Raw genomic sequence first — 19322 nt, 5'->3', positions numbered from 1 at the left:
AATGTCTGGGGCGGCTGGGGAAATCGGAACCGGTCCAGCCGCTCCATATCGTTCAAGCACCGGATGATCCGCTCCGAGGAGTATCGCAAATGGCTTCCTACCTTGTTGGCGTCGATGTCGGGACAGGCTCGGCGCGGGCCGGTGTCTTCGATGTTGCAGGCAAGCTTCTCGCTACCGCCAAACGCCCGATCGGCATGCATCGCGAGGATGGCGGCATTGCCGAACAGTCGAGCGGTGAGGTGTGGCAGGCGGTTTGTGATAGCGTTCGCGAAAGCGTTTCGCGCGCCGGTATCGATCCGGCCGAGGTCGCCGGCATCGGTTTTGATGCCACCTGCTCGCTCGTTGTCCGCGGGCCTGACGATGAGACGCTGCCGGTTGGCGCTGCCGATCATCCCGAACGCGATATCATCGTCTGGATGGACCACCGCGCCGTTGAACAGGCGGAGCGCATCAATGCGGGCGAACATGCGGTCCTGAAATATGTCGGCGGTCGCATCTCTCCCGAAATGCAGACGCCGAAGCTTCTGTGGCTCAGCGAAAACAGGCCGGAAATCTATGCGCGCGCCGAGCATTTCTTCGACCTGACGGATTTTCTGACGTGGAAGGCTTCCGGCGCGCTCGATCGTTCCGCTTGCACGGTGACTTGCAAGTGGACCTATCTCGCCCATGAAAACCGCTGGGATGCGGAGTATTTCAACCACATCGGGCTTGGCGATCTAGCCGAGCAGGGCTTCCGCCGCATCGGTGAAAGCGTCGTCCATCCCGGTACAGCGTTGGGCGCGGGCCTGACCGAAGATGCGGCAAAAGCCATGGGGCTGGTTGCAGGCACCGCAGTTGCCGCAGGCCTGATCGATGCCCATGCCGGTGGCGTTGGCACGGTGGCTGCCGGCGGTGATGCATCGCGATGCCTTGGTTATGTCTTTGGCACGTCCTCCTGCACCATGACCACTACTGCCGAACCCGCCTTCGTGCCGGGTGTCTGGGGTCCCTATTATTCCGCCATGGTTCCCGGCGCATGGCTCAACGAAGGCGGCCAGTCTGCCGCCGGCGCGGCCATCGACTATCTGGTGCAATTGCACCCGGCCTTTGCCGAGGCGAACGCGCTTGCCGAGAAGGAAGGCAAAGCCTTGCCGGTATGGCTTGCCGACCGCGCTCTAAGCCTTGCCGCATCCACTTCCGCCGCAGCTGAGATTGCCGAAGATTTTCATGTGGTGCCGGAGTTTCTGGGTAACCGCGCTCCCTTTGCCGATCCGCATGCCCGCGCAGTCATTGCCGGTTATGGCATGGAGACCGGTGTGGATTCGCTCGTAGCACTTTACGTCGCGGGGCTTCTCGGCCTTGGCTATGGGCTTCGCCAGATCATCGAAACGCAGGCCCGCAATGGCGCGCCGGTGGAAACCATCAGCGTCAGCGGCGGGGCAGGCGCTCATCCGCTTGCCCGGCAATTGCTGGCCGACGCAACGGGGCTTCCTGTCGAACTGACCGAATGCGAAGAGCCGGTGCTTCTGGGGTCGGCCATGCTGGGTGCCGTTGCTGCGGAAACCTATCCGGATCTTATGGCGGCGATGCCCGCCATGTCGCGGATCGCCAGCTGTGCTTCGCCTGATCCTGCTTTTCAAAAGGTTCATCAGTGGCGTTACGACGCGTTTCTGGCGCTCCAGAATGCGGCGCGCGCCATTCGCTCAGCCAGCCATTCCTGAAGCGCGTCAAAAGCTTAGATCATCTGGCCCTATTGGCCGCAAAATAACGAGGATTCCATGCAGTTTTCCGGAAAGTCCGTCATCATCACCGGCGCAGGCAAAGGCATCGGCCGCGCCTGTGCGCAGCTGATGGCCGCACGCGGTGCGGAAGTGGTGGCGATCAGCCGCACGCAGTCCGATCTCGATAGCCTGAAAAGCGAAATTGGCGGCCGTTCGATCCGTGTCGATCTTGCCGACGTCGCTGCCACCCGTGCTGCCATGGCCGAAGCTGGTCCGTGCGATTTCCTGATCAACAGCGCCGGCATCAACGTGCTGGAAAGCGTGCTAGACATGAGCGATGCTGGCTATGAGGCCGTGCTGGGCATCAACCTGCGCGCCGCTCTCGTCACCTGCCAGGAATTTGCCCGCGCTCGCGTCGCGCAGGGTGGCGGTGGCGCCATCGTCAACATCACGTCCATCGCCGGCCATCGCGGTTTTCAGGATCATCTTTGCTATGCGGCGTCGAAGGCCGGGCTTGAAGGCGCAACCCGTGTTCTCGCCAAGGAGCTTGGCGCGCACGGTATTCGCGTTAACGCCGTTGCCCCGACGATCACGCTCACCGAACTGGCGGCGGAAGCCTGGAACGATCCCGTCAAGAGCCAGCCGATGATGGTTCGCCATCCGCTTAACCGTTTTGCCGAAGCCGAAGAGGTCGCGCAGAGCATCGCGCTGCTGCTCTCTGATGACAGCAAGATGATTTCCGGGGCCGTGTTGCCTGTGGACGGCGGTTTCCTCGCCGTTTGACGTTTGGCAAACAGGCTCGGAGAATAATGAGCGGATGCGCAAGCGCGCCCGAAGGTTAAGAGAACGCCCGGCAAACCGCCGGGCGCATCTAGATTAATGACGATGCTCGGGCATGTCCTTTAACTGGTCCTTCGTCCATGAAGTAACCGCGTGGACATCGCCGTCCTCATCCCGCATGAAATCGAGATCGCTGAGTGGCACGGCGACAGGCTTTGCGCCGATGCCGAGAAAACCACCGACATCAATGATCGCAGTGCTGCCGGCTCCAACGCCGTGCACGTGGTCAACCTTGCCGACCTTATGGTCATCCGCACCATAAACGGTCGCTTCTTCGAGCACCGAAGGCGTGAGTTCCGTTTCAACCAGACGTACGTGATTGGTGTGATCCATTGTTCTTCCTCCTGTCTTGGTTTGCAGAAAACAAACTCCCGCATCGCAAAACTGTTCCATCCAATTTTGCGGCTGGTGGAGACGGGTTATTTCTCATCGGTGCATTGTTGGGTCCCGGGCGGATGCCCGTCAGAAGAACTGGAGGAACAGGCAGCCCTTCTGTGGGAGGCGCTTGGTCCTCCTCCCCCGGTCGACCGAAAAAGGACGGCTATTTGCCTCTACCCCGTCCGGTCAACTTGCGGTGGCAGGTCGTGACTTTCCTGCATTGTTGCGGGTCGCTGCGCGGCGTCCAGAAAGAAATTCATCGACATCCTCTTCTCGCAGCGGCGGCGCATAAACATAGCCCTGCACCAGAGTCGCACCGAGGCCTTCAAGGGCTGCAAGCTCTCCTGATGTTTCGACCCCTTCCACCACACATTCCAGTCCCATATCCCGGCTGAGGGTGAGAAGGGATTTCACGATCTTGTAGCTCGCCGGCTTTTCGTGCAGGTCGGTCACGAAACTGCGGTCGATCTTGATTTTGGTAAGAGGCAGGGCATGCAGCCGCGTCAGGCTGGAATAACCCGTGCCAAAATCATCCAGCGAAATCCCGCAGCCGAGACGCCGCAACAGTTCGACTGACTGTCTGACCTGTTCGAAATCATGCGCAAAGGCCGTCTCGGTAATTTCAAGGTCAAGACGGCGTGCGTCGAAGCCGCTGTTTTCGATGATGCCGATCAGGGATAGCACGCCTTCGCAGGAATTGAGATCATGGGCCGAGAGGTTGAAGGACAGCCTGAGAGAAGGCTCCCACTTCGAGGCGGAAGCCAGGGCCATCCTGAGAAGCGGCCGCGTCAGTGAACTGACGATTCCGGCCCGCTCGGCGATGGAGAAGAATTGGGCGGGTGGCACATGCCCGAGGATCGGGCTATGCCAGCGCGCCAGCGCCTCAAAACCGTCGGTTTCTCCATCGCGTATATCCACGATTGGCTGGAACACGACTGAAAGCTCGTTTTCCATATCGCGTTGCTTGAGCAGATGTTCGATGCGGGCTTCGATATTAATCTGCTTTTCGTGTTCCGCGTCGAACAGGACGGCATCGCCGCGCCGGGTCTTCTTGGCATGATAAAGGGCATAGTCCGCCCTGTCGAAAAGCTGTTCCAGCGTGGAGGCGAGATTTGGAAAGACGGCTATCCCCATCGAGGCGGAAACATGCACCGTTCCCTCCGGCATATGGTAGGGCGCTCTCAACTGCTCTGAAATTGCGTTGGCATTGGCAACGAGTTGCGCATCATCAGGTATGATCGGAGCAACGATGGCAAATTCGTCGCCGCCCAGCCGGAACGCCTTGCTGGCTTTCAGACTGGCGGTAAGGCGTTTGCTGACATTGACCAGCAGTCTGTCGCCCACGGAGTGTCCATAGAGGTCGTTGACCGGCTTGAAGCCGTCGAGATCGATGACGCCTAACGCCAGCCGTGTTCCTGCGGCGCTGGCCTTTTCCAGCTCGACTTCCAGATGGGAAAAAAAAGCGCGGCGATTGGGCAGCTCGGTCAGGCTGTCCATATTGGCGAGCAGCAGGTTCTCGTTGCTCAGCGCTTCCGTACGCTGCTGCGAGACGACCATACGCTCGAAATTGCGGTAGTTGGTCAACAGGATGGACATCATGCCGGCGCAGACCAGCAGAACATTGATGGCGATGGCGATGAATGTCGGTTGCCGTGATGCCAGAAAGAAGACGATGAATGCGCCGTTGACGATGAGGGTGACAATGAAGGCGGCAGAGCGCACATACATCAGACAGAAGATGCAGGAAATCACGGTGATTGCCATGTAGAAGGCAACGTGAGACTGCATATAAGCGTCACCGTAAGGCACCAGCAAAAAAGACCAGAGCGTGAATGCCATGGCGATGCCGACCGCCAGGCGGTTTGTGCGCTGGAGTGCGGCATGGGCCATTTTCGGCTTCGGATCGATGCCGCGCGTCTTCCACCAGAATGCGACCCTGAGGGTGCAGCCAAGGGTGAAAAGAGTGGGAACTCCAATGGTGAGCCAAAACGGCGCCAGTTGCATGTGCGTAATGGCAAGCGCCCATGTACTTGAAAGCAGTATGAAATACATCATCGGCATCTGCCGTGTGAAGGCGCGATACTGTGCTTTCAGCAAGTCCGGATTATCAGATCGAACAGACATGAAATTTTGAAATTTTTGTTTGGCAGTTAGTATTTTCATTGGCCGCTCATCAAGTAGAGAACGGCGTTCATAACATAAATACAGTTACATCATTGAAAATACACAGGGTTAATCGATGGAGAACCATATCAACCTCGAGATGTGTACAATTGTCTGTCGCAACACATCATTTGCATTGATCAAAGTGCGCTGCTACGTCTTGAGTGATCCAAAACAAGCGTTTAATTCAGCGCCAACAATTGCGATGGCCGTCCTGCACGGGCGGGATTGGCCGTGTCCGATCCGCCACAATCAATTCCTCCAAAAATCGTGCTTGAAAACACTGAACACGTGTGCAATATGAACACGCGTTCACTCTAGAGGAAATGGTTGTTGCGCATGGACTCGATGCCTTATCCGGATACATTGACGGCTCGCGCCGAACTCTGCCGCAGCGTTATTCTTTCCGCCGGGGAACTGGTGCTGAAAGGTTTTCAGGGCGAAGCGACACGCAGCTTCTCGATGAAGGGGCCACAGGACTTTCTGACCGTCACGGATGCTGCCTCCGAAGCGCATATTCGCGGGGCCATCGCGGCTTGTTTTCCCGATGACAGTTTTTTCGGAGAAGAAGGCGGCGGGGAGATTGGCGAGCGCGTCTGGGTCGTGGATCCCATCGACGGCACTGCGAATTTCGCCCGCGGCATTCCACATTTCTGCATCTCCATCGCTTATGTCGAAAACGGGCGAACAGAGCTTGGCGCGATCTATAATCCCGCGCTTGACGAGCTTTATTTCGCCCGTCGCGGGGAGGGGGCGACGCGCAACGGCTTGCCGCTCCGGGTGTCGGAGACGGAGCGTTTCGATGCGGCGTCGATTGAAATGGGCTGGTCGACCCGCGTGGCGAATGACGTCTATCTCGACGTCGTCAAGAACCTGCTCGATATGGGCACCAATGTCCGCCGCGCCGGCTCAGGGGCCATGGCGCTTGCCTATGTGGCTGATGGCCGCTCAGATGCCTATCTCGAATTGCATATGAATTCATGGGATTGTCTTGCGGGGCTGCTACTCGTCAGCGAAGCTGGCGGGGATGTCTGCCCTTTCCTGGAAATCGGTAGTCTTGAAGATGGCGGGCCGGTGCTGGCGGCAGCCGGCGGTGTTGCCAAAGGTGTCAGTGAGGCATCGAACATACCTTTGGCCGAGCGGCAGCCGTCCGGTGGGCAGCGGGCCGCATCGGCCTGATTTTAGACGAAGCTCAGCCCGTGATGAAGGGCTGCTTCGTGCATGTGGAGGAATGACATGGATGGACCCGTTTATGCCCGGCCTGCGATCAGCCTGATTTCGGAAGGGCTCGGCCCGCACAATGCTGCGCTTTATATCGGCGGCAGCGACGGTGCGAGTGATCTCGGGCTCCTGCGCCGGCACGGCATCACCACTGTCGTCAATTGCGCCGTCAACCTCGATATCAATCTCGTGCAGGCGGCGGCGGAAGAGGGCGACAGACGCCCTGTAGGTTACGGTGATATCCGCTATTACAAGCTTGGCCTGATCGACGGGGAGGGCAGCCCCGACACGATGATGCTGGGGGCCTATTACATTCTTGACGGTGCGCTTCGCCAGACGATGCCGAAACGCGAAACCTATCCGTTTCCAGATGGCGGCAATGTGCTGGTCAACTGCCGCAGCGGCCGCAGCCGCTCCGTCTCGCTGGTAGCGCTTTTCCTCCACAAGCAGCAGCCGCATCTTTACCCCACACTTGACGACGCGGTTTCCGTGATCCGCACCAGGCGGGAATTGCGGCCCGATGAATGGTTCGAGACGCCGAAACCCATGCTTTATGCCGCCGCCCGCCGTGCCTCCGACTGGATCGACATGGTTGAGGGCAGAAAGACCACCCAATCATGCTGACACGTGCGCTTCCCTCCGTCGCCGTCATTGCTGACGCGCATTTTCATGACACGACCGCTGATTTCGGATTTCCAGGCATCGAGATCGATGGTGAGCGCATCACCATGCGCAGCTGGTCGGATACACGCGAATCCACCCGGGTTTTCAACGAGAGCGCCGATGCGCTGCATGCCGCACTCGAAGAGGTGCGGCAACGGGGCATTCGCCATGTGGTGCTGCTTGGCGATTATACCGATGACGGCCAGCGGGCGACCACCGAAACGCTGAAGGGCATTCTGGAGCGTCATCGCGATGCCCATGGCACCGCTTTTTATGCATTGCCCGGAAACCACGATATTTTTGGCCCGCGCGGCCGGCACCATACCAAGGAATTCCTGACGGAAAATGGCCGATGCCTTTCCGTTTCGAGCGATGTACGGCGCGCTGGGGAGCGGGTTGTCATCAGCGACCGGATGTATTGCGAGGGCTATCCAGTCGGCCTCGGCCCCATGGCGGCTTTCGGATACTTCCGCCAGCCCGACTATATTCATTGGGAAACGCCATTCGGTCTCTCCGACTTGGCGGAGGACCGCCTGTACGAGGTGCGCTCGCCCGATGGGCAAAATGTCTACCAGCTGATGGATGCCTCCTATCTCGTCGAGCCGGAGCCGGGTCTCTGGCTACTGATGATTGACGCCAATATTTTCGAACCGCTCGATGGTACTTTCGAGACAGGCGAAGAGGCGGCCTTCACCGACAGCACCTCCGGCGGCTGGAACGCGCTTTTGCGCTGCAAACCCTTCATTATCGACTGGATTGCCGATGTGCGTCATAGGGCAGAGGCGCTCGGCAAAACGTTGCTTGGCTTTTCTCACTATCCGGCGCTCGATCCTTTTGATGGCGCAAGCGGTGCCGAAGGCGCGCTGTTCGGCGAAACCAATGTCGTGCGCCGCACGCCGCGCAAAGCGGTGGAGGATGCGCTGCGTCACGCCGGGCTTGCCATCCATTTCAGCGGGCACCTGCATGTGGAAGGTGTGACAAGGCGCGGGGAAGGGGAGAATTCGCTCACCAATATCGCCGTGCCGTCGCTGGTGGCCTTCCCGCCCGCCTTCAAGGTTGTCCACCCGTCGCGGCAGGAAATCACTGTGGAGACGGTGGAGATGGACGCTCTGCCGATCAACAGCCGTATTTGCCGAGGCTATGCGCAGGAAACGGCGCTGGCCGGCGAGGACGAGGACCGGGCGTTTGCGGCGGGCAACTACGGTGATTTTCTGCTTGGCCATAAACGGGCGCTGATCAAGCACCGTTATTTCATCAAGGAATGGCCGGCCGAGGTTGTGGCGGCCATTGCGGATAAAACCGTGCAGGATGTTATTGGCCTGATTGGGAAGAAGGGCGCATCCATATCGGACGGCCTCGTGCTGGCTTCTGAATTACCGATGTTCGAGCTGATTGCCGATTGGTATTGCCTGCGTCAGGGCGCGGGTCTTGCCCTGCCGCATATCCAGCCAGAGCGGCTTTCCCTCTATCGGGTACTTGCGGAACGCTTCGGCCGCGAGGCGGATCGCCACGACGGTTCCGTTCAAAGCTTTATCGAAATCTTCTTCGGTGCGCTCGGCCTGTTTCTGGAGCGTGCTGAAGGCAGTTCGCGTGATCTCACGCTTCAGCTCGCTCCACAATATGAGCGCGTAGCGGTTTGATCTGAAGGTTTTGCAACGGGCTGCTGCATCGCAGCCGAGTGCAGACCGGCGGCGGGGACGACAAGCGAGGTGATCCGATGGAATCGGTCGTTGTCAGCATCAATCTGTTCGGCGCGGTGGCGCTGCTACTTTTCGGCCTTGCGCAGATCAAGGACGGCATGTCGCGCGCATTTGGCGCCAGGCTTCGCACCGGTCTTGCCGCCGGCACGCGGGGCGGTTTTCGCTCCTTCGTTGCCGGTCTCGTGGCGACGATCGCCTTGCAGAGTTCGACTGCGACCGCGCTGATGGTCGCTTCTTTCGTTGAAAAAGACCTTATCGCCCCGGCCATGGCGCAGATCGTGCTGCTGGGAGCCAATGTTGGCACCGCGATGACTGCGTGGATTGTCGCGCTCGGGCTTGGCTGGCTGTCGCCAATGCTCATCCTCGCGGGCGTCATCCTGCTACGGGGAAAATCGGCGCAGCGGCAGGGAGCGGGTGCGGCCCTTGCCGGTGTCGGCCTGATGCTGCTTTCCCTGCATCTTCTTTCCGCCGCGACCGATCCTATCAGACAATCACCGGCGCTTGGCCTCTTCATTTCATTGCTTGGCGATGCCTGGCCGGTGGCGCTGATTTTCTCCGCCGTCCTGGCGGTGCTGGCATCTTCCAGCCTTGCGATTGTCGTTCTCATCCTGTCGCTCGCGGCAAGCGGCGGCATCGAAACGAGCCTCGTCATCGTGCTGGTGCTCGGCGCCAATCTCGGCGGTGCGGTGCCGCCGGTGCTGGCAACGCTGAAAGCGCCGATTGCGGCGCGCCGGGTGACTGTCGGCAACCTCATCGTCAGGGCCATCGGCTGTCTTCTGGCCCTGCCTCTTGCCGGATATGGCGCGGTGCTTCTGGATATGTCGCCCTTTTCGCACGCCAATCTCGCTGTTGATGCGCATCTTTTCTTCAATCTGGCTGTTGCTGCCATCGCGTGGCCGCTCTCGCCGCTGCTTTTGCGGGTAACGAAGGCAATGCTGCCGGAAAAAGAGGGAAGCGAAAGCAGCCGCAGCTATCTCGACAGTCACGATCTCGATCAGCCGGTTGCAGCACTTGCCGGTGCAAGCCGCGAGGTGCTGCTGGTCGGCGACCTGATCGAGCGCATGCTGCGGCAGGCAAGCGAGGCGATGCGCGATAGCGACGTCGCGAAACTCAACGACATCAGCAGGCTGGAAGGCCGGGTCGACCGCATACAGCATGACATCAAGGTCTATGTCTCGAAGGTGGGACAGGATGGGCTTTGCCGGAAAGACCAGCGCCGCGCGATGGATATCGTCGAATATGCCATCAATCTCGAACATATCGGCGATATTATCGAGAAAGGCATCCGCCCGGAAATCGCCAAGAAGATCGATCTTGGCCTCCAGTTTTCCGCTGACGGCAAGAGTGAGCTGGAGCGTCTTTTCGCCGTCACACTCGACAATATCCGCATGGCCCAATCGGTTTTCGCAACCCGCAATGCCGATCTTGCCCGCCGGCTGGTGGAAGTGAAGGAAGATGTGCGGCGTCTCGAAAAGCAGTCTTCGGAGCGCCATCTGCAGCGCCTGCGTGATGGCCGGGCCGACAGCATCCAGACCAGCTCCGTGCATCTGGACATGCTGCGCGATCTCAAACGCATCAACGCCCATATCGCCGCCGTCGCTCATCCGATCCTCGATGAAAGCGGCCTCCTGATTGAAAGCCGCATCAAGCAGGTGGGTTAGCGCGCGGTGATGCGCTCGACCATGGAAACGGGCACGACCTGAAGCCGGGTTTCCGGCAGGTCGCTGTCGAGCGCGGTCAGGACTTTTTCGGTCAGCGCGTCGAAGGATTGGGCAACGGTGGTCAGTTGATAGCTTTTCCAGCCAGCCTGTGGAATATCGTCGAAACCGACGATCGAGAGATCTTCCGGTACCCGGCGACCCATTTCCAGACGTGCGGCGTCCATGAAACCGAGTGCCAGCAGATCGGTCACGCAGAAAGCGCCATCGATCGCCTTGTCGGCCAGCAATTCGCAGCCGGCCTGATAACCGCTGTCATAGCTCGTCGGTCCGCCGGACCAGGGAACGACCTCGATGCCTTCGATGCTCATGCGCTGGGTGAAGGCGCCGGCGCGGCGCAGCTGCGCCGGGGTCTGGCTGCCGCTGGAAATCACCGCGACCTTGCGGCATTTGGCCGCCACGAGCCGCATGGCGGCAAGGTCGGCACCGTGGGAATCGTCGCTCAGCACCATATTGGTGTCGGTGCGGTCGAGACGCTGGTTGATGAGGATGAGGCGCACGCCATTGGCGATGCATTCATCGACGATCGAAGCCGGCGGTTCGCCGGAAAGAACGACGATTGCCTGGGCGCGGAACTCGAAGAGAAGCTCGATCAGCGGCGCGATGTCCTTGCGCGCATCCGCCGCATTCAGCAGCAGGCATTGCAGCCCGCGGCGCAGAAGGCCGATGCTGAGCAGATCGAGCTGCTTTGAAATGAAGGGGGAACTCAGATTGGCGCCGACAACCCCGATGAGGTTGGAGCGGTCATTATTGAGGCCCTGCGCCAGACGGTTGACGCGGTAGCCAAGTTCCTGCGCGGCTTTCAGCACCTTGCGCCGCACCACCTTCGAAACGCTGCCGCCGGGAGTGAAGGTACGCGAGACGGCGGAGCGCGAGACCCCGGCCTTTTTCGCCACCTCTTCGGCTGTCACGAACCCTCTCGCCATTCAATTCCCCCGGTTGCGAAATCCTATGCCTGATACCACAGGCGATGTGGCGTCGGCTATTCCAATCGAAATTTTTCAGCTGCCCGCCGCTGCGCGAGGGCAGGGAGATGACGTACACTCCGGGAAAACGTCTCATTCGTTCCATTGCTGTCCCGCCGGGAAAAACATTCCTCCGTTCATCCTGCTCAAAAAATTACAGTTTTGTGACAAAAAGACCTTTTAAAACAAATAAATAACTTAGTGATCACGTGTGCATTTTTTCGTTGACAAACCGCCTTTAAAGACGGATCATGCATTCCAAGGTCGAGTGATATATGGAATTTTTATTCCATATTCGCTTTGCCGACGATGTTTTCGGGAGGAGCTGGGATCATCGTTGTTGGCGGGTTTTGGACACCCGCTTCTGAAGCATTGATGCATTGCTGAAGGTCACGCACGCGCCGCCTGTTTTGCAGGCTGTGCGAAGGCAGTTTTTTGCCGGCGTGTCAGGGCAGTGGTGTAGCCATACGGGGAGAGATAATGGCTCTTTTAAGCGAATCAGCGAAGGCGGAGGCATTGGGGCGTCCCCCGGCGGCCGCGCCTTCGGCATGGCAGGCCTGGCGATATCGCCTCAAGGTCGCGCTCCGGGAGCCGACGACGCTGATCGGCGTTCTGACGGCTCTGCTTTTCACCTATCTGATCGTCATTCCGATCATTTCGATCGTTTTCGATGCGGTGCGCGTGCAATTCGGCCACGAACGGCGTCTTGGCAAAGATGTTGGCGACCTCACGCTTTATTATCTCGACAGGGCGTTTTTCTCGCCTGTCGCGACAGACCTTTTCTGGCGACCGCTCTTCAACACCCTGACGGTAGCTTTCGGGGCGATTGCGCTTTCGTTGGTCATCGGCACCGTGCTTGCCTGGCTTATCAGCCGCACGGATATGTTCGGCCGTCGTTGGTTCGCCACCGCGCTGATCGTGCCTTATATGCTGCCGGCCTGGACCTTCGCGCTGGCATGGACGACCCTGTTCAAAAACCGCACCGTTGGCGGCCAGCCCGGCTGGTTCGAGGCGATAGGCCTGACACCGCCGGACTGGGTGGCCTATGGACGCTTCCCGATCACCATCATCCTTGCGCTGCATTACACGCCTTTCGTCATCCTGCTGTTCGGCTCGGCGCTTCGCCGCTTCGACTCGCAGCTTGAGGATTCCGCCCGCATTCTCGGCGCACACCGTTATCAGGTGGCCTTGCAGATCATCATGCCGCTGATGCGCCCGGCGCTGCTGTCTTCCATGGTGCTGATCTTTGCGAAGTGCCTTGGCGAGTTCGGTGTGCCTTATGTTCTGGGGCTTCCCGTGAAATTCGAAGTCCTGTCGACTTCGCTGTTCCGCAGCATCGCCTCGCGCCAGACCGGCGTTGCCGGTGTCGTTGCGGCTGCGATCATGCTCATCGGCATCGTCACGCTGATGATTGACGCCCGCCTCGTTCGCGAAGCCCGCCGGTTCGTGACGATCGGGTCGAAGGGTTCGATGAACCGTCTAAGCCGTCTCGGCAAGATGCGGTTTCCGGCAACCGGCTTTGCCGCTGCCGTCTTTATCCTCAGCGTCGGCCTGCCGCTTCTGACCCTGGCGCTCTCGACCGTCATGAAGATGCCGGCCAGATTCTCGCTCGATAACTTCACACTCGATTACTGGATCGGCACCAACCTCAACACGGTGGCCTTGCAGACCGGTGTTCTCTTGAGCCCCGATCTCTGGGCGGCCGCCAAAAACACGATGATGATCGTCGGCCTTGCCTCGCTGACATCAGGCGTTCTCGGTCTCTTGGTCGGCTATGTCGTCATCCGCACGCCGGTGCGCGCGCTGTCGGTCTATCTGCGACAGGTAACGTTCCTGCCCTATCTCGTGCCGGGCATCGCCTTTGCCGCCGCCTATCTGTCGCTGTTTGCCGTTCCGCGCGGGCCGATGCCGGCGCTCTATGGCACGGTGACGATCCTTATCCTCGCACTGATTGCCGACCAGATGCCCTATGCCTCACGCGCCGGCATCTCGGCCATGACGCAGCTTGGAAAGGACCCGGAAGAGGCGGCGCAGATCGCCGGCGCCGGCTGGTTCCGCCGCATGATCTCCATCGTCATCCCGATCCAGAAGGGATCGCTGGTGACGGGGGTTCTCCTGCCCTTCATTTCGGGCATCAAGGGCTTGAGCCTTTTCGTCATCCTCGCGGTGCCTAGCACGGACGTGCTGACCACCTATTCGCTGCGACTGGTCGATTACCACTACACACAGGCCGCCAACGCCGTGGTGCTGATCATCGCCGGCATCGCCTATTTCGGCACGCTGCTGGCCCAGAAACTGACCCGCACAAATCTTGCAGAAGGACTTGGAAGCTGATGCCTACCATCAACTTGCGCGGTGCGCAGAAAAACTACGGTGTGAATTCCCCAAATGCGGTTTCCGATCTCGATCTCGAAATCCGTGACGGCGAATTCATGTGCCTGCTCGGCCCTTCCGGCTGCGGCAAAACCACGACGCTGCGCATGATCGCCGGCCTCGAAAACCTCTCCGGCGGGGAAATCCGCGTCGGCGACCGGGTGATAGACTCTGTCAATGACGGCATCTTCGTGCCGCCGGAAAAGCGTGAAATGGGCCTGGTCTTCCAGAGCTATGCGCTTTGGCCGCATTTGACGATCGAGCGCAACACGGATTTCGGCCTGCGCCTGCGCAAGCTGCCGAAGGCCGAACGTGAAGCCCGTGTCGAGCGCGTCATGCAGGCGCTCGACATTGCCAAATATCGCGATCGTTACCCGTCGCAGCTTTCCGGTGGCCAGCAGCAGCGCGTGGCGCTTGCCCGCATGCTTGCCGTCAATCCCGGCGTTCTGCTTCTCGATGAGCCGCTGTCCAATCTGGATGCGCGGCTGCGGCTGGAAATGCGCGCCGAACTGAAGCGGCTGCACAAGGAATTCAAGACCACCATCGTCTTCGTGACGCATGACCAGTGGGAAGCCATGACGCTTGCCACCACTATCGCCGTCATGAACGAGGGCACGTTGCAGCAGATGGGCACGCCGAACGATATCTATGATCGTCCGGCCAACCGCTTCGTCGCCGAATTTGTCGGCAGCCCGCCGATCAATATCCTGACCTTCGGCCAGCCCGGCGTCTCCGATGTTGCCGATAAGGGCGAAGCCTATTTTGCAGCGCGTTATCCGCAACTGCGCGGCATCGCCTCGGTCGGCATGCGGCCGGAGGCGATGGGTTACGTGATGAAGCCGGAGGATGTGCCGCAGGGCAGCTTCGCGGGTGAAATGACGGTGACGGGCGTGCTGCCGACCGGCGGCAGCTGGATTCTCGAACTTAGAAGCGAAAACCACACGCTGTTCCTCACCACCCATTCCCTGCCGCGTATCGACAGCGGCGACCGCGTGTTTTTCCACGTGCCGCCGGAGGCCCTGCACGCTTTCGACGCAAGGGGACAGCGGGTCACCGAGGCGGACGCCGTTCTACGCAATAGCACCTACAACTGAAAACGCCGGCAAAGACGGCTGAAGGAGAAGCAGTATGAAGCGGACAATGACGGGTTTGAGCCGGCTGTTATGCGCAACGGCTATCGCTGCGACGTTTGGCGGCGCGGCGAAGGCGGAAGAGCCGTTCGACCTCAATGCCCTGATCGAGGCGGCCAAAAAGGAAAAGCCGATCACCGTTTATGACAGCACCGGCAAGATCGTCGAAATGGCGAAGAACTTCGCCGCGAAATATGGCGTGGGCGCCGAGGGCGCGAAGGTCAAGGCCACAGCCCAGCTGGAAATGATCATCCGCGAGGCGCGCGCCAACAATATCCAGGGCGACGTTTCGATCATCAGCGATGCGCCGGCAGCGATGGCGCAGCTTATTCCGATGGGTTTTGTCGAAAGCTGGTTGCCGCCGGATCTGGCCGGCAATATTCCGCCGGAATATCAGGATCCGCTCACCGTCGTCACCAGCGCCAATGTCTGGGCCTATAATAGTGAGCTTTTCGACAAATGCCCCGTTTCCAACATCTGGGAACTGACCGACCCGAAGTGGAAGGGCAAGGTGGCGATGCAGGATCCGCTCGGCAAAGCCTCCTATGTCGATTGGTTCAATCAGATGGCCAAACATGGCGATGGCGAGGTAAAGGCGGCCTATAAGGCGCTCTACGGCAAAGACCTTGAAACCGCAGAGACGACTGCGACCGCCGCCTGGGTGAAGGCGCTTGCCGCCAACGCTCCGCTTCTGACCGATGCCGATGCGGCGGCCGCCGAAGCCGTTGGTACGCCCGGCCAGAAGGATGCGTTCATGGGCCTCATCAGCTCGGCGAAGTTCCGCGACAATGCCGACAAGGGCATGAAGCTTGGTCTTTGCAAGGAGCTGAAGCCTTGGGCCGGCTGGCTTTATCCGGGCGTCGGCCTGATTACCAAGGGTACGGACAGCCCGAACGCAGCGAAGCTCTTCATTCACTACATCATGACCGCTGAAGGTATCGCGCCGCAGGCGATCGACGGCAAGATGTCAACGAACAAAGAGGTGAGCCTGCCCGCCGACGAGCCTTCTGGCATCGGCGCGGTTCTCGATCACATTCTGCCTTACAGCATGGCCACCAGCCTTGACGACTGGGATGCGCGCGAAACCTGGCAGGACTTCTGGCGTGTGAACTACAAAAAATAACGGGGGGACCGACGCAGTGACTATAATGAAGCATAACCGATATGGTGGGCAGCGCGGGGGGCGAATGGCCGCCTCCGCGCTCTCGCTGATCTTCTCGCTGGCGCTTGGCGGTGCGGCACAGGCGCAGGACGCCTTTAATCTCGATGCGTTGATCGATGCCGCAAAGAAGGAAAAGCCGATCACCGTTTATGCGGTGACCGGCAAGATCGTCGACACCGCGCAGGCCTTCACAGCCAAATACGGCGTGCAGGCCAGCGGCAAGAAGGTGAACGAGGCAACACAGGTCGAGTTGATGATCCGCGAGCATCGGGCCGGCAACGTCGTCGGCGATGTCAGCGTTGCAACCGATGTCGCCTCCGCCATGGGGGAGCTTTTGCCGGAAGGCATCGCCACCAGCTGGTCACCGCCGGATATGGAAGGCGATATTCCGCAAAAGCTGCGCGATCCGCTCGTGATCGTCTCCGATCCGCATGTGTTTACCTATAATACCGAGAAATACGACACATGCCCGGTCACCAATATCTGGCAGATGACGGAGCCGAAGTGGAAGGGCAAGCTGGCCATGCTCGATCTCTTCGACAAGCCGCTTTACGCCGACTGGTTCAACCAGATCGAAACCCATCACGATGCCGATGTCGCCAAGGCCTACGAAGACCTCTACGGCAAGAAGCTTGAAACGGGCGAAAAAAGCGCGACGGCAGCCTGGGTAAAGGCCTTTGCCGAAAACGCGCCCCTGCTTTCTGATTCAAGCACGGTTGCGGATGCGGCCGGTGCGCCGGGGCAGACCGATCCTTTCTTCGTCATCACCTCGGTGGCGAAATACCGTGACAATGAGACCAAGGGGCTGAAGCTCGGGCTTTGCACCGGCGTCAAACCCTTTTCCGGCTTCCTTTATCCCGGCTTCGGCCTGATTGCCGGGCAGACGAAAAGTCCGAATGCGGCAAAGCTCTTCCTGCATTATCTGATGACGGAAGAGGGCATCGCGCCACAGACCGCCGATGGCAAAATTTCCGGCAATACGAAAATCGCCTTGCCTGCGGATGAGCCTTCGAAGGTGGCAGCTCACCTCGACGAGCTGATGGCTTTCGATGCGACAACGGCTGCCGATGACCTCGACAAGCGCGAAGGCTGGCAGGATTTCTGGCGTGTGAACTACAAAAAATAACGGCAAGGCGGGCGCGAGCCTGCCTTACTTTTCCTTGGGAGGGGAGACGATGAAAAGAACAAATTTGACAACGGCCTCAGCCATTGCTGCGGCAATGATCGGATTGTCTGCCATGGCTGCTGCGGCCGAAGAAGCCTTCGATCTGGATACGATCCTGGCGGCGGCAAAGCAGGAAAAACCGATCAATATCTATGACAGCACCGGCAAGATCGTCGAAATGGCCGATAAGTTCAGCGCCAAATATGGGCTGAAGGCGACAGGGGTGAAGGTCTCGGCCAACAGCCAGCTGGAGATGATCATCCGTGAAAGCCAGTCCGGCAATGTGCAGGGCGACGTGGTGCTGATCACCGATGCGCCATCGGCGCTCGCGCAGCTTCTGCCGGCGGGGTTTGTCGAAAATTATCTGCCGGGCGACATGGCGTCTAAAATCCCGGCGCAATTTCAGAACCCGCTGGCAATTTCCACCAACGCCAATGTTTGGGCTTACAATACCGAAGCCCATGACAAATGCCCGGTGAGCAACATCTGGGAACTGACCGAGCCGAAATGGAAAGGCAAGGTCGCCATGGTCGATCCCTTGAGCAAGAGCACCTATACGGACTGGTTCAACCAGCTTGAAGCGCATGGCAACGAAAAGGTGGCGGCGGCCTACAAGGCCCATTTCGGCAAAGAGATAGAGGAAAAAGGCGTGTCTGCCGCATGGATCAAGGCAATGGCTGCAAACGGCCCGCTTGCCACCGAAGGTGACGACCCGGTGGCGGAAGCTGTCGGTGCCCCCGGCCAGAAACAGCCATTTTTCGGCCTGCTAAGTTCCGCCAAGTTCCGCGACAATGCCGACAAGGGTTACAAGCTCGGCCTCTGCACGGGCCTCGATCCATGGGTCGGCTGGACCTACATTAAGCTCGGGCTGATCGCGTCCAAGACCAAGAGCCCGAACATGGCGAAGCTCTTTGTTCATTACATCCTGACGGAAGAGGGCATCGCGCCGCAGATGAAGGACGGCAAGCTACCGACCAACATCGACATCAAAATGCCGGCTGACGAGCCCTCGGGGCTGATGAAGGTTGCCGACAGGCTGATGGGATACGATTCCGCCACCGGCCTTGATGATTTCGACCGCCGCGAGGAATGGCAGGACGTTTGGCGCGTCAACTACAAGAAATAATCCCGGCTGGCGCGGCTGATGCCGCGCCGCCTCCTCCTTCTTTGTGAACGAACAGACTGGATATGCCGATGCAGACCTCACCTTCGACCGAACGGAACCTTGCAAATGAGGAGGCGTTTTCCCGCTCGGTGCGGCTGATGACAATCGCCGAGGCGGCGGCGCGTGCCGTGCGCGATCCGCTGCTTGCGGCATTCCGCTCGGACATGACGGTGGACTATAAGGTCGATCTCCACGACATCGTCACCATTCATGACAAGCGGGCTGAAGCTTCCATTCGTGCCGTCATTCTCGCAAGCGAACCCAATTCGGCGATCATGGGCGAAGAAGGCGGCCAGATCGGCAGCGGCGAGGTGCAATGGTATGTCGATCCGATCGACGGTACGGCAAATTTCGCCCGTGGCCTTGCCTTCTGGTGCGTATCGATTGCAGCTGTCATCGATGGCGAGGCGGTTGCCGGCGTGGTCTATGATCCCGTGGCGGACCAGATGTTTTCCGCCAATCTTGAAGCTTCCTATCTGAACGGAGACAAGCTGCGCTCCCGCAGTGTTGCAGACGAGACCCGGGCGACCTTGATCACCGGTTATCCCGTCTCGCGTGATTTCCGGCTGGATGGGCGGGAAGCGGCGCTCGCCAGTTTCGGCGCTCTTGTCGAGACCTTCTCGACATTGCGCCGGCCTGGCAGCGCCGCGCTCAGCATCGCCCATGTTGCGGCGGGCTGGACGGATGCGGCCGCCGGTTTCGGTGTTAATGCCTGGGATGTGGCCGCAGCCATCCTCATTCTCAAAAATGCTGGCGGAACCTATGAGCCGCTGACCCTTGGAAAGGTGGCGGAGGGTTCTGCCGATTTCCTCTGCCCTGGTTATATCGCCACGGGTGAGGGGGCGAATTACCCGACATTAGAGCGGGTGGCGCGGTCCATATCCGAAAGCCGTATCGCAGCTATAGGACAAAGCCTCACGACCGCGAATGCCTGAGAAAAGAGACGTGACGGTGGCCGTATCGGCGCCGATGGAGACAT

Annotated in this window: 15 protein-coding genes; 12 read left to right on the top strand and 3 right to left on the bottom strand. The window is 59.5% G+C overall.

Going from position 1 to position 19322, the window contains the following annotated elements; all coding sequences use genetic code 11:
- The first annotated feature begins 89 nt into the window (after positions 1 to 89).
- Together DXT96_RS18720 and DXT96_RS18715 are read left to right on the top strand one after the other, a co-directional pair.
- Positions 90 to 1700, top strand: a complete 1611-nt coding sequence (locus DXT96_RS18720; RefSeq protein ID WP_153515921.1) for an FGGY-family carbohydrate kinase — start codon at positions 90 to 92, stop codon at positions 1698 to 1700.
- A 57-nt stretch (positions 1701 to 1757) separates the two neighbouring features.
- Entirely contained in the window at positions 1758 to 2483 is a 726-nt protein-coding gene (locus tag DXT96_RS18715) for an SDR family oxidoreductase (RefSeq protein WP_149900767.1), read from the top strand.
- A gap of 93 nt (positions 2484 to 2576) precedes the next feature.
- Here the strand turns inward: DXT96_RS18715 and DXT96_RS18710 are convergent, their stop codons facing one another.
- Positions 2577 to 2873, bottom strand: coding sequence for a PRC-barrel domain-containing protein (locus DXT96_RS18710; RefSeq protein WP_153515920.1), 297 nt, complete (start codon positions 2871 to 2873; stop codon positions 2577 to 2579).
- A gap of 231 nt (positions 2874 to 3104) precedes the next feature.
- Positions 3105 to 5081 carry a bifunctional diguanylate cyclase/phosphodiesterase gene (locus DXT96_RS18705; RefSeq protein ID WP_174374485.1) on the bottom strand — a complete coding sequence of 659 codons (1977 nt, stop codon included), beginning with the start codon at positions 5079 to 5081 and terminating at the stop codon, positions 3105 to 3107.
- Between the two features lie 339 nt (positions 5082 to 5420).
- Here DXT96_RS18705 and DXT96_RS18700 point away from each other — a divergent pair, with 339 nt between their 5' ends.
- The 4 genes from DXT96_RS18700 (at position 5421) to DXT96_RS18685 (ending at position 10326) form a co-directional block, all read left to right on the top strand.
- Positions 5421 to 6260, top strand: coding sequence for an inositol monophosphatase family protein (locus DXT96_RS18700; protein ID WP_153515919.1), 840 nt, complete (start codon positions 5421 to 5423; stop codon positions 6258 to 6260).
- Positions 6261 to 6317: 57 nt separating this feature from the next.
- Positions 6318 to 6926 carry a dual specificity protein phosphatase gene (locus DXT96_RS18695; protein ID WP_153515918.1) on the top strand — a complete coding sequence of 203 codons (609 nt, stop codon included), beginning with the start codon at positions 6318 to 6320 and terminating at the stop codon, positions 6924 to 6926.
- A complete protein-coding gene (locus DXT96_RS18690; protein ID WP_153515917.1) occupies positions 6920 to 8605 on the top strand; it encodes a metallophosphoesterase in 1686 nt (561 codons plus the stop codon). Before DXT96_RS18695 ends, DXT96_RS18690 begins: the two co-directional genes overlap by 7 nt.
- 77 nt (positions 8606 to 8682) lie before the next feature.
- The gene (locus tag DXT96_RS18685) at positions 8683 to 10326 is read left to right on the top strand and encodes a Na/Pi cotransporter family protein (protein ID WP_153515916.1); all 1644 of its coding nucleotides are present in this window, start codon (positions 8683 to 8685) and stop codon (positions 10324 to 10326) included.
- Here the strand turns inward: DXT96_RS18685 and DXT96_RS18680 are convergent.
- Positions 10323 to 11309 carry a LacI family DNA-binding transcriptional regulator gene (locus DXT96_RS18680; RefSeq protein ID WP_149900772.1) on the bottom strand — a complete coding sequence of 329 codons (987 nt, stop codon included), beginning with the start codon at positions 11307 to 11309 and terminating at the stop codon, positions 10323 to 10325. The two genes, DXT96_RS18685 and DXT96_RS18680, sit on opposite strands and share 4 nt — an antisense overlap.
- Positions 11310 to 11828: 519 nt before the next feature.
- On the opposite strand from DXT96_RS18680, the gene DXT96_RS18675 reads away from it, so the two are divergent.
- The 6 genes from DXT96_RS18675 (at position 11829) to DXT96_RS18650 (ending at position 19278) form a co-directional block, all read left to right on the top strand.
- Positions 11829 to 13682 (top strand): iron ABC transporter permease, encoded by a 1854-nt coding sequence (locus DXT96_RS18675; protein WP_153515915.1) that lies wholly within the window; start codon positions 11829 to 11831, stop codon positions 13680 to 13682.
- Positions 13682 to 14815: an ABC transporter ATP-binding protein gene (locus DXT96_RS18670; protein WP_149900774.1), complete on the top strand. Its 1134-nt coding sequence runs from the start codon at positions 13682 to 13684 to the stop codon at positions 14813 to 14815. The genes DXT96_RS18675 and DXT96_RS18670 overlap by 1 nt, the downstream gene beginning before the upstream one ends.
- Before the next feature lie 34 nt (positions 14816 to 14849).
- Complete coding sequence (locus DXT96_RS18665; RefSeq protein ID WP_153515914.1) at positions 14850 to 15974, top strand: ABC transporter substrate-binding protein; 1125 nt, start codon at positions 14850 to 14852, stop codon at positions 15972 to 15974.
- A 64-nt stretch (positions 15975 to 16038) separates the two neighbouring features.
- The gene (locus tag DXT96_RS18660; protein ID WP_153515913.1) at positions 16039 to 17139 is read left to right on the top strand and encodes an ABC transporter substrate-binding protein; all 1101 of its coding nucleotides are present in this window, start codon (positions 16039 to 16041) and stop codon (positions 17137 to 17139) included.
- A gap of 94 nt (positions 17140 to 17233) precedes the next feature.
- Positions 17234 to 18304, top strand: a complete 1071-nt coding sequence (locus DXT96_RS18655; RefSeq protein ID WP_246670597.1) for an ABC transporter substrate-binding protein — start codon at positions 17234 to 17236, stop codon at positions 18302 to 18304.
- A gap of 68 nt (positions 18305 to 18372) precedes the next feature.
- On the top strand, positions 18373 to 19278 hold the full coding sequence (locus DXT96_RS18650; RefSeq protein WP_153515911.1) for an inositol monophosphatase: 906 nt from the start codon (positions 18373 to 18375) through the stop codon (positions 19276 to 19278).
- The last annotated feature ends 44 nt before the right edge of the window (positions 19279 to 19322 follow it).

It is taken from the genome of Agrobacterium sp. ICMP 6402, assembly GCF_009498615.1.
Lineage (GTDB): Bacteria > Pseudomonadota > Alphaproteobacteria > Rhizobiales > Rhizobiaceae > Agrobacterium > Agrobacterium burrii.
Note: the sequence above shows the minus strand (reverse complement) of the source record. Positions and strands in the feature narration are given on the sequence as shown.

Excerpts from the sequence above, each read along its gene's own strand:
- DXT96_RS18715 (WP_149900767.1), top strand. The coding sequence starts at position 1,758 with ATGCAGTTTTCCGGAAAGTCCGTCATCATCACCGGCGCAGGCAAAGGC.
- DXT96_RS18710 (WP_153515920.1), bottom strand. The coding sequence starts at position 2,873 with ATGGATCACACCAATCACGTACGTCTGGTTGAAACGGAACTCACGCCT.
- DXT96_RS18690 (WP_153515917.1), top strand. The coding sequence starts at position 6,920 with ATGCTGACACGTGCGCTTCCCTCCGTCGCCGTCATTGCTGACGCGCAT.
- DXT96_RS18705 (WP_174374485.1), bottom strand. The coding sequence starts at position 5,081 with ATGAAAATACTAACTGCCAAACAAAAATTTCAAAATTTCATGTCTGTT.
- DXT96_RS18695 (WP_153515918.1), top strand. The coding sequence starts at position 6,318 with ATGGATGGACCCGTTTATGCCCGGCCTGCGATCAGCCTGATTTCGGAA.
- DXT96_RS18670 (WP_149900774.1), top strand. The coding sequence starts at position 13,682 with ATGCCTACCATCAACTTGCGCGGTGCGCAGAAAAACTACGGTGTGAAT.
- DXT96_RS18700 (WP_153515919.1), top strand. The coding sequence starts at position 5,421 with ATGGACTCGATGCCTTATCCGGATACATTGACGGCTCGCGCCGAACTC.
- DXT96_RS18680 (WP_149900772.1), bottom strand. The coding sequence starts at position 11,309 with ATGGCGAGAGGGTTCGTGACAGCCGAAGAGGTGGCGAAAAAGGCCGGG.
- DXT96_RS18660 (WP_153515913.1), top strand. The coding sequence starts at position 16,039 with ATGGCCGCCTCCGCGCTCTCGCTGATCTTCTCGCTGGCGCTTGGCGGT.
- DXT96_RS18655 (WP_246670597.1), top strand. The coding sequence starts at position 17,234 with ATGATCGGATTGTCTGCCATGGCTGCTGCGGCCGAAGAAGCCTTCGAT.
- DXT96_RS18665 (WP_153515914.1), top strand. The coding sequence starts at position 14,850 with ATGAAGCGGACAATGACGGGTTTGAGCCGGCTGTTATGCGCAACGGCT.
- DXT96_RS18685 (WP_153515916.1), top strand. The coding sequence starts at position 8,683 with ATGGAATCGGTCGTTGTCAGCATCAATCTGTTCGGCGCGGTGGCGCTG.
- DXT96_RS18720 (WP_153515921.1), top strand. The coding sequence starts at position 90 with ATGGCTTCCTACCTTGTTGGCGTCGATGTCGGGACAGGCTCGGCGCGG.
- DXT96_RS18675 (WP_153515915.1), top strand. The coding sequence starts at position 11,829 with ATGGCTCTTTTAAGCGAATCAGCGAAGGCGGAGGCATTGGGGCGTCCC.
- DXT96_RS18650 (WP_153515911.1), top strand. The coding sequence starts at position 18,373 with ATGCAGACCTCACCTTCGACCGAACGGAACCTTGCAAATGAGGAGGCG.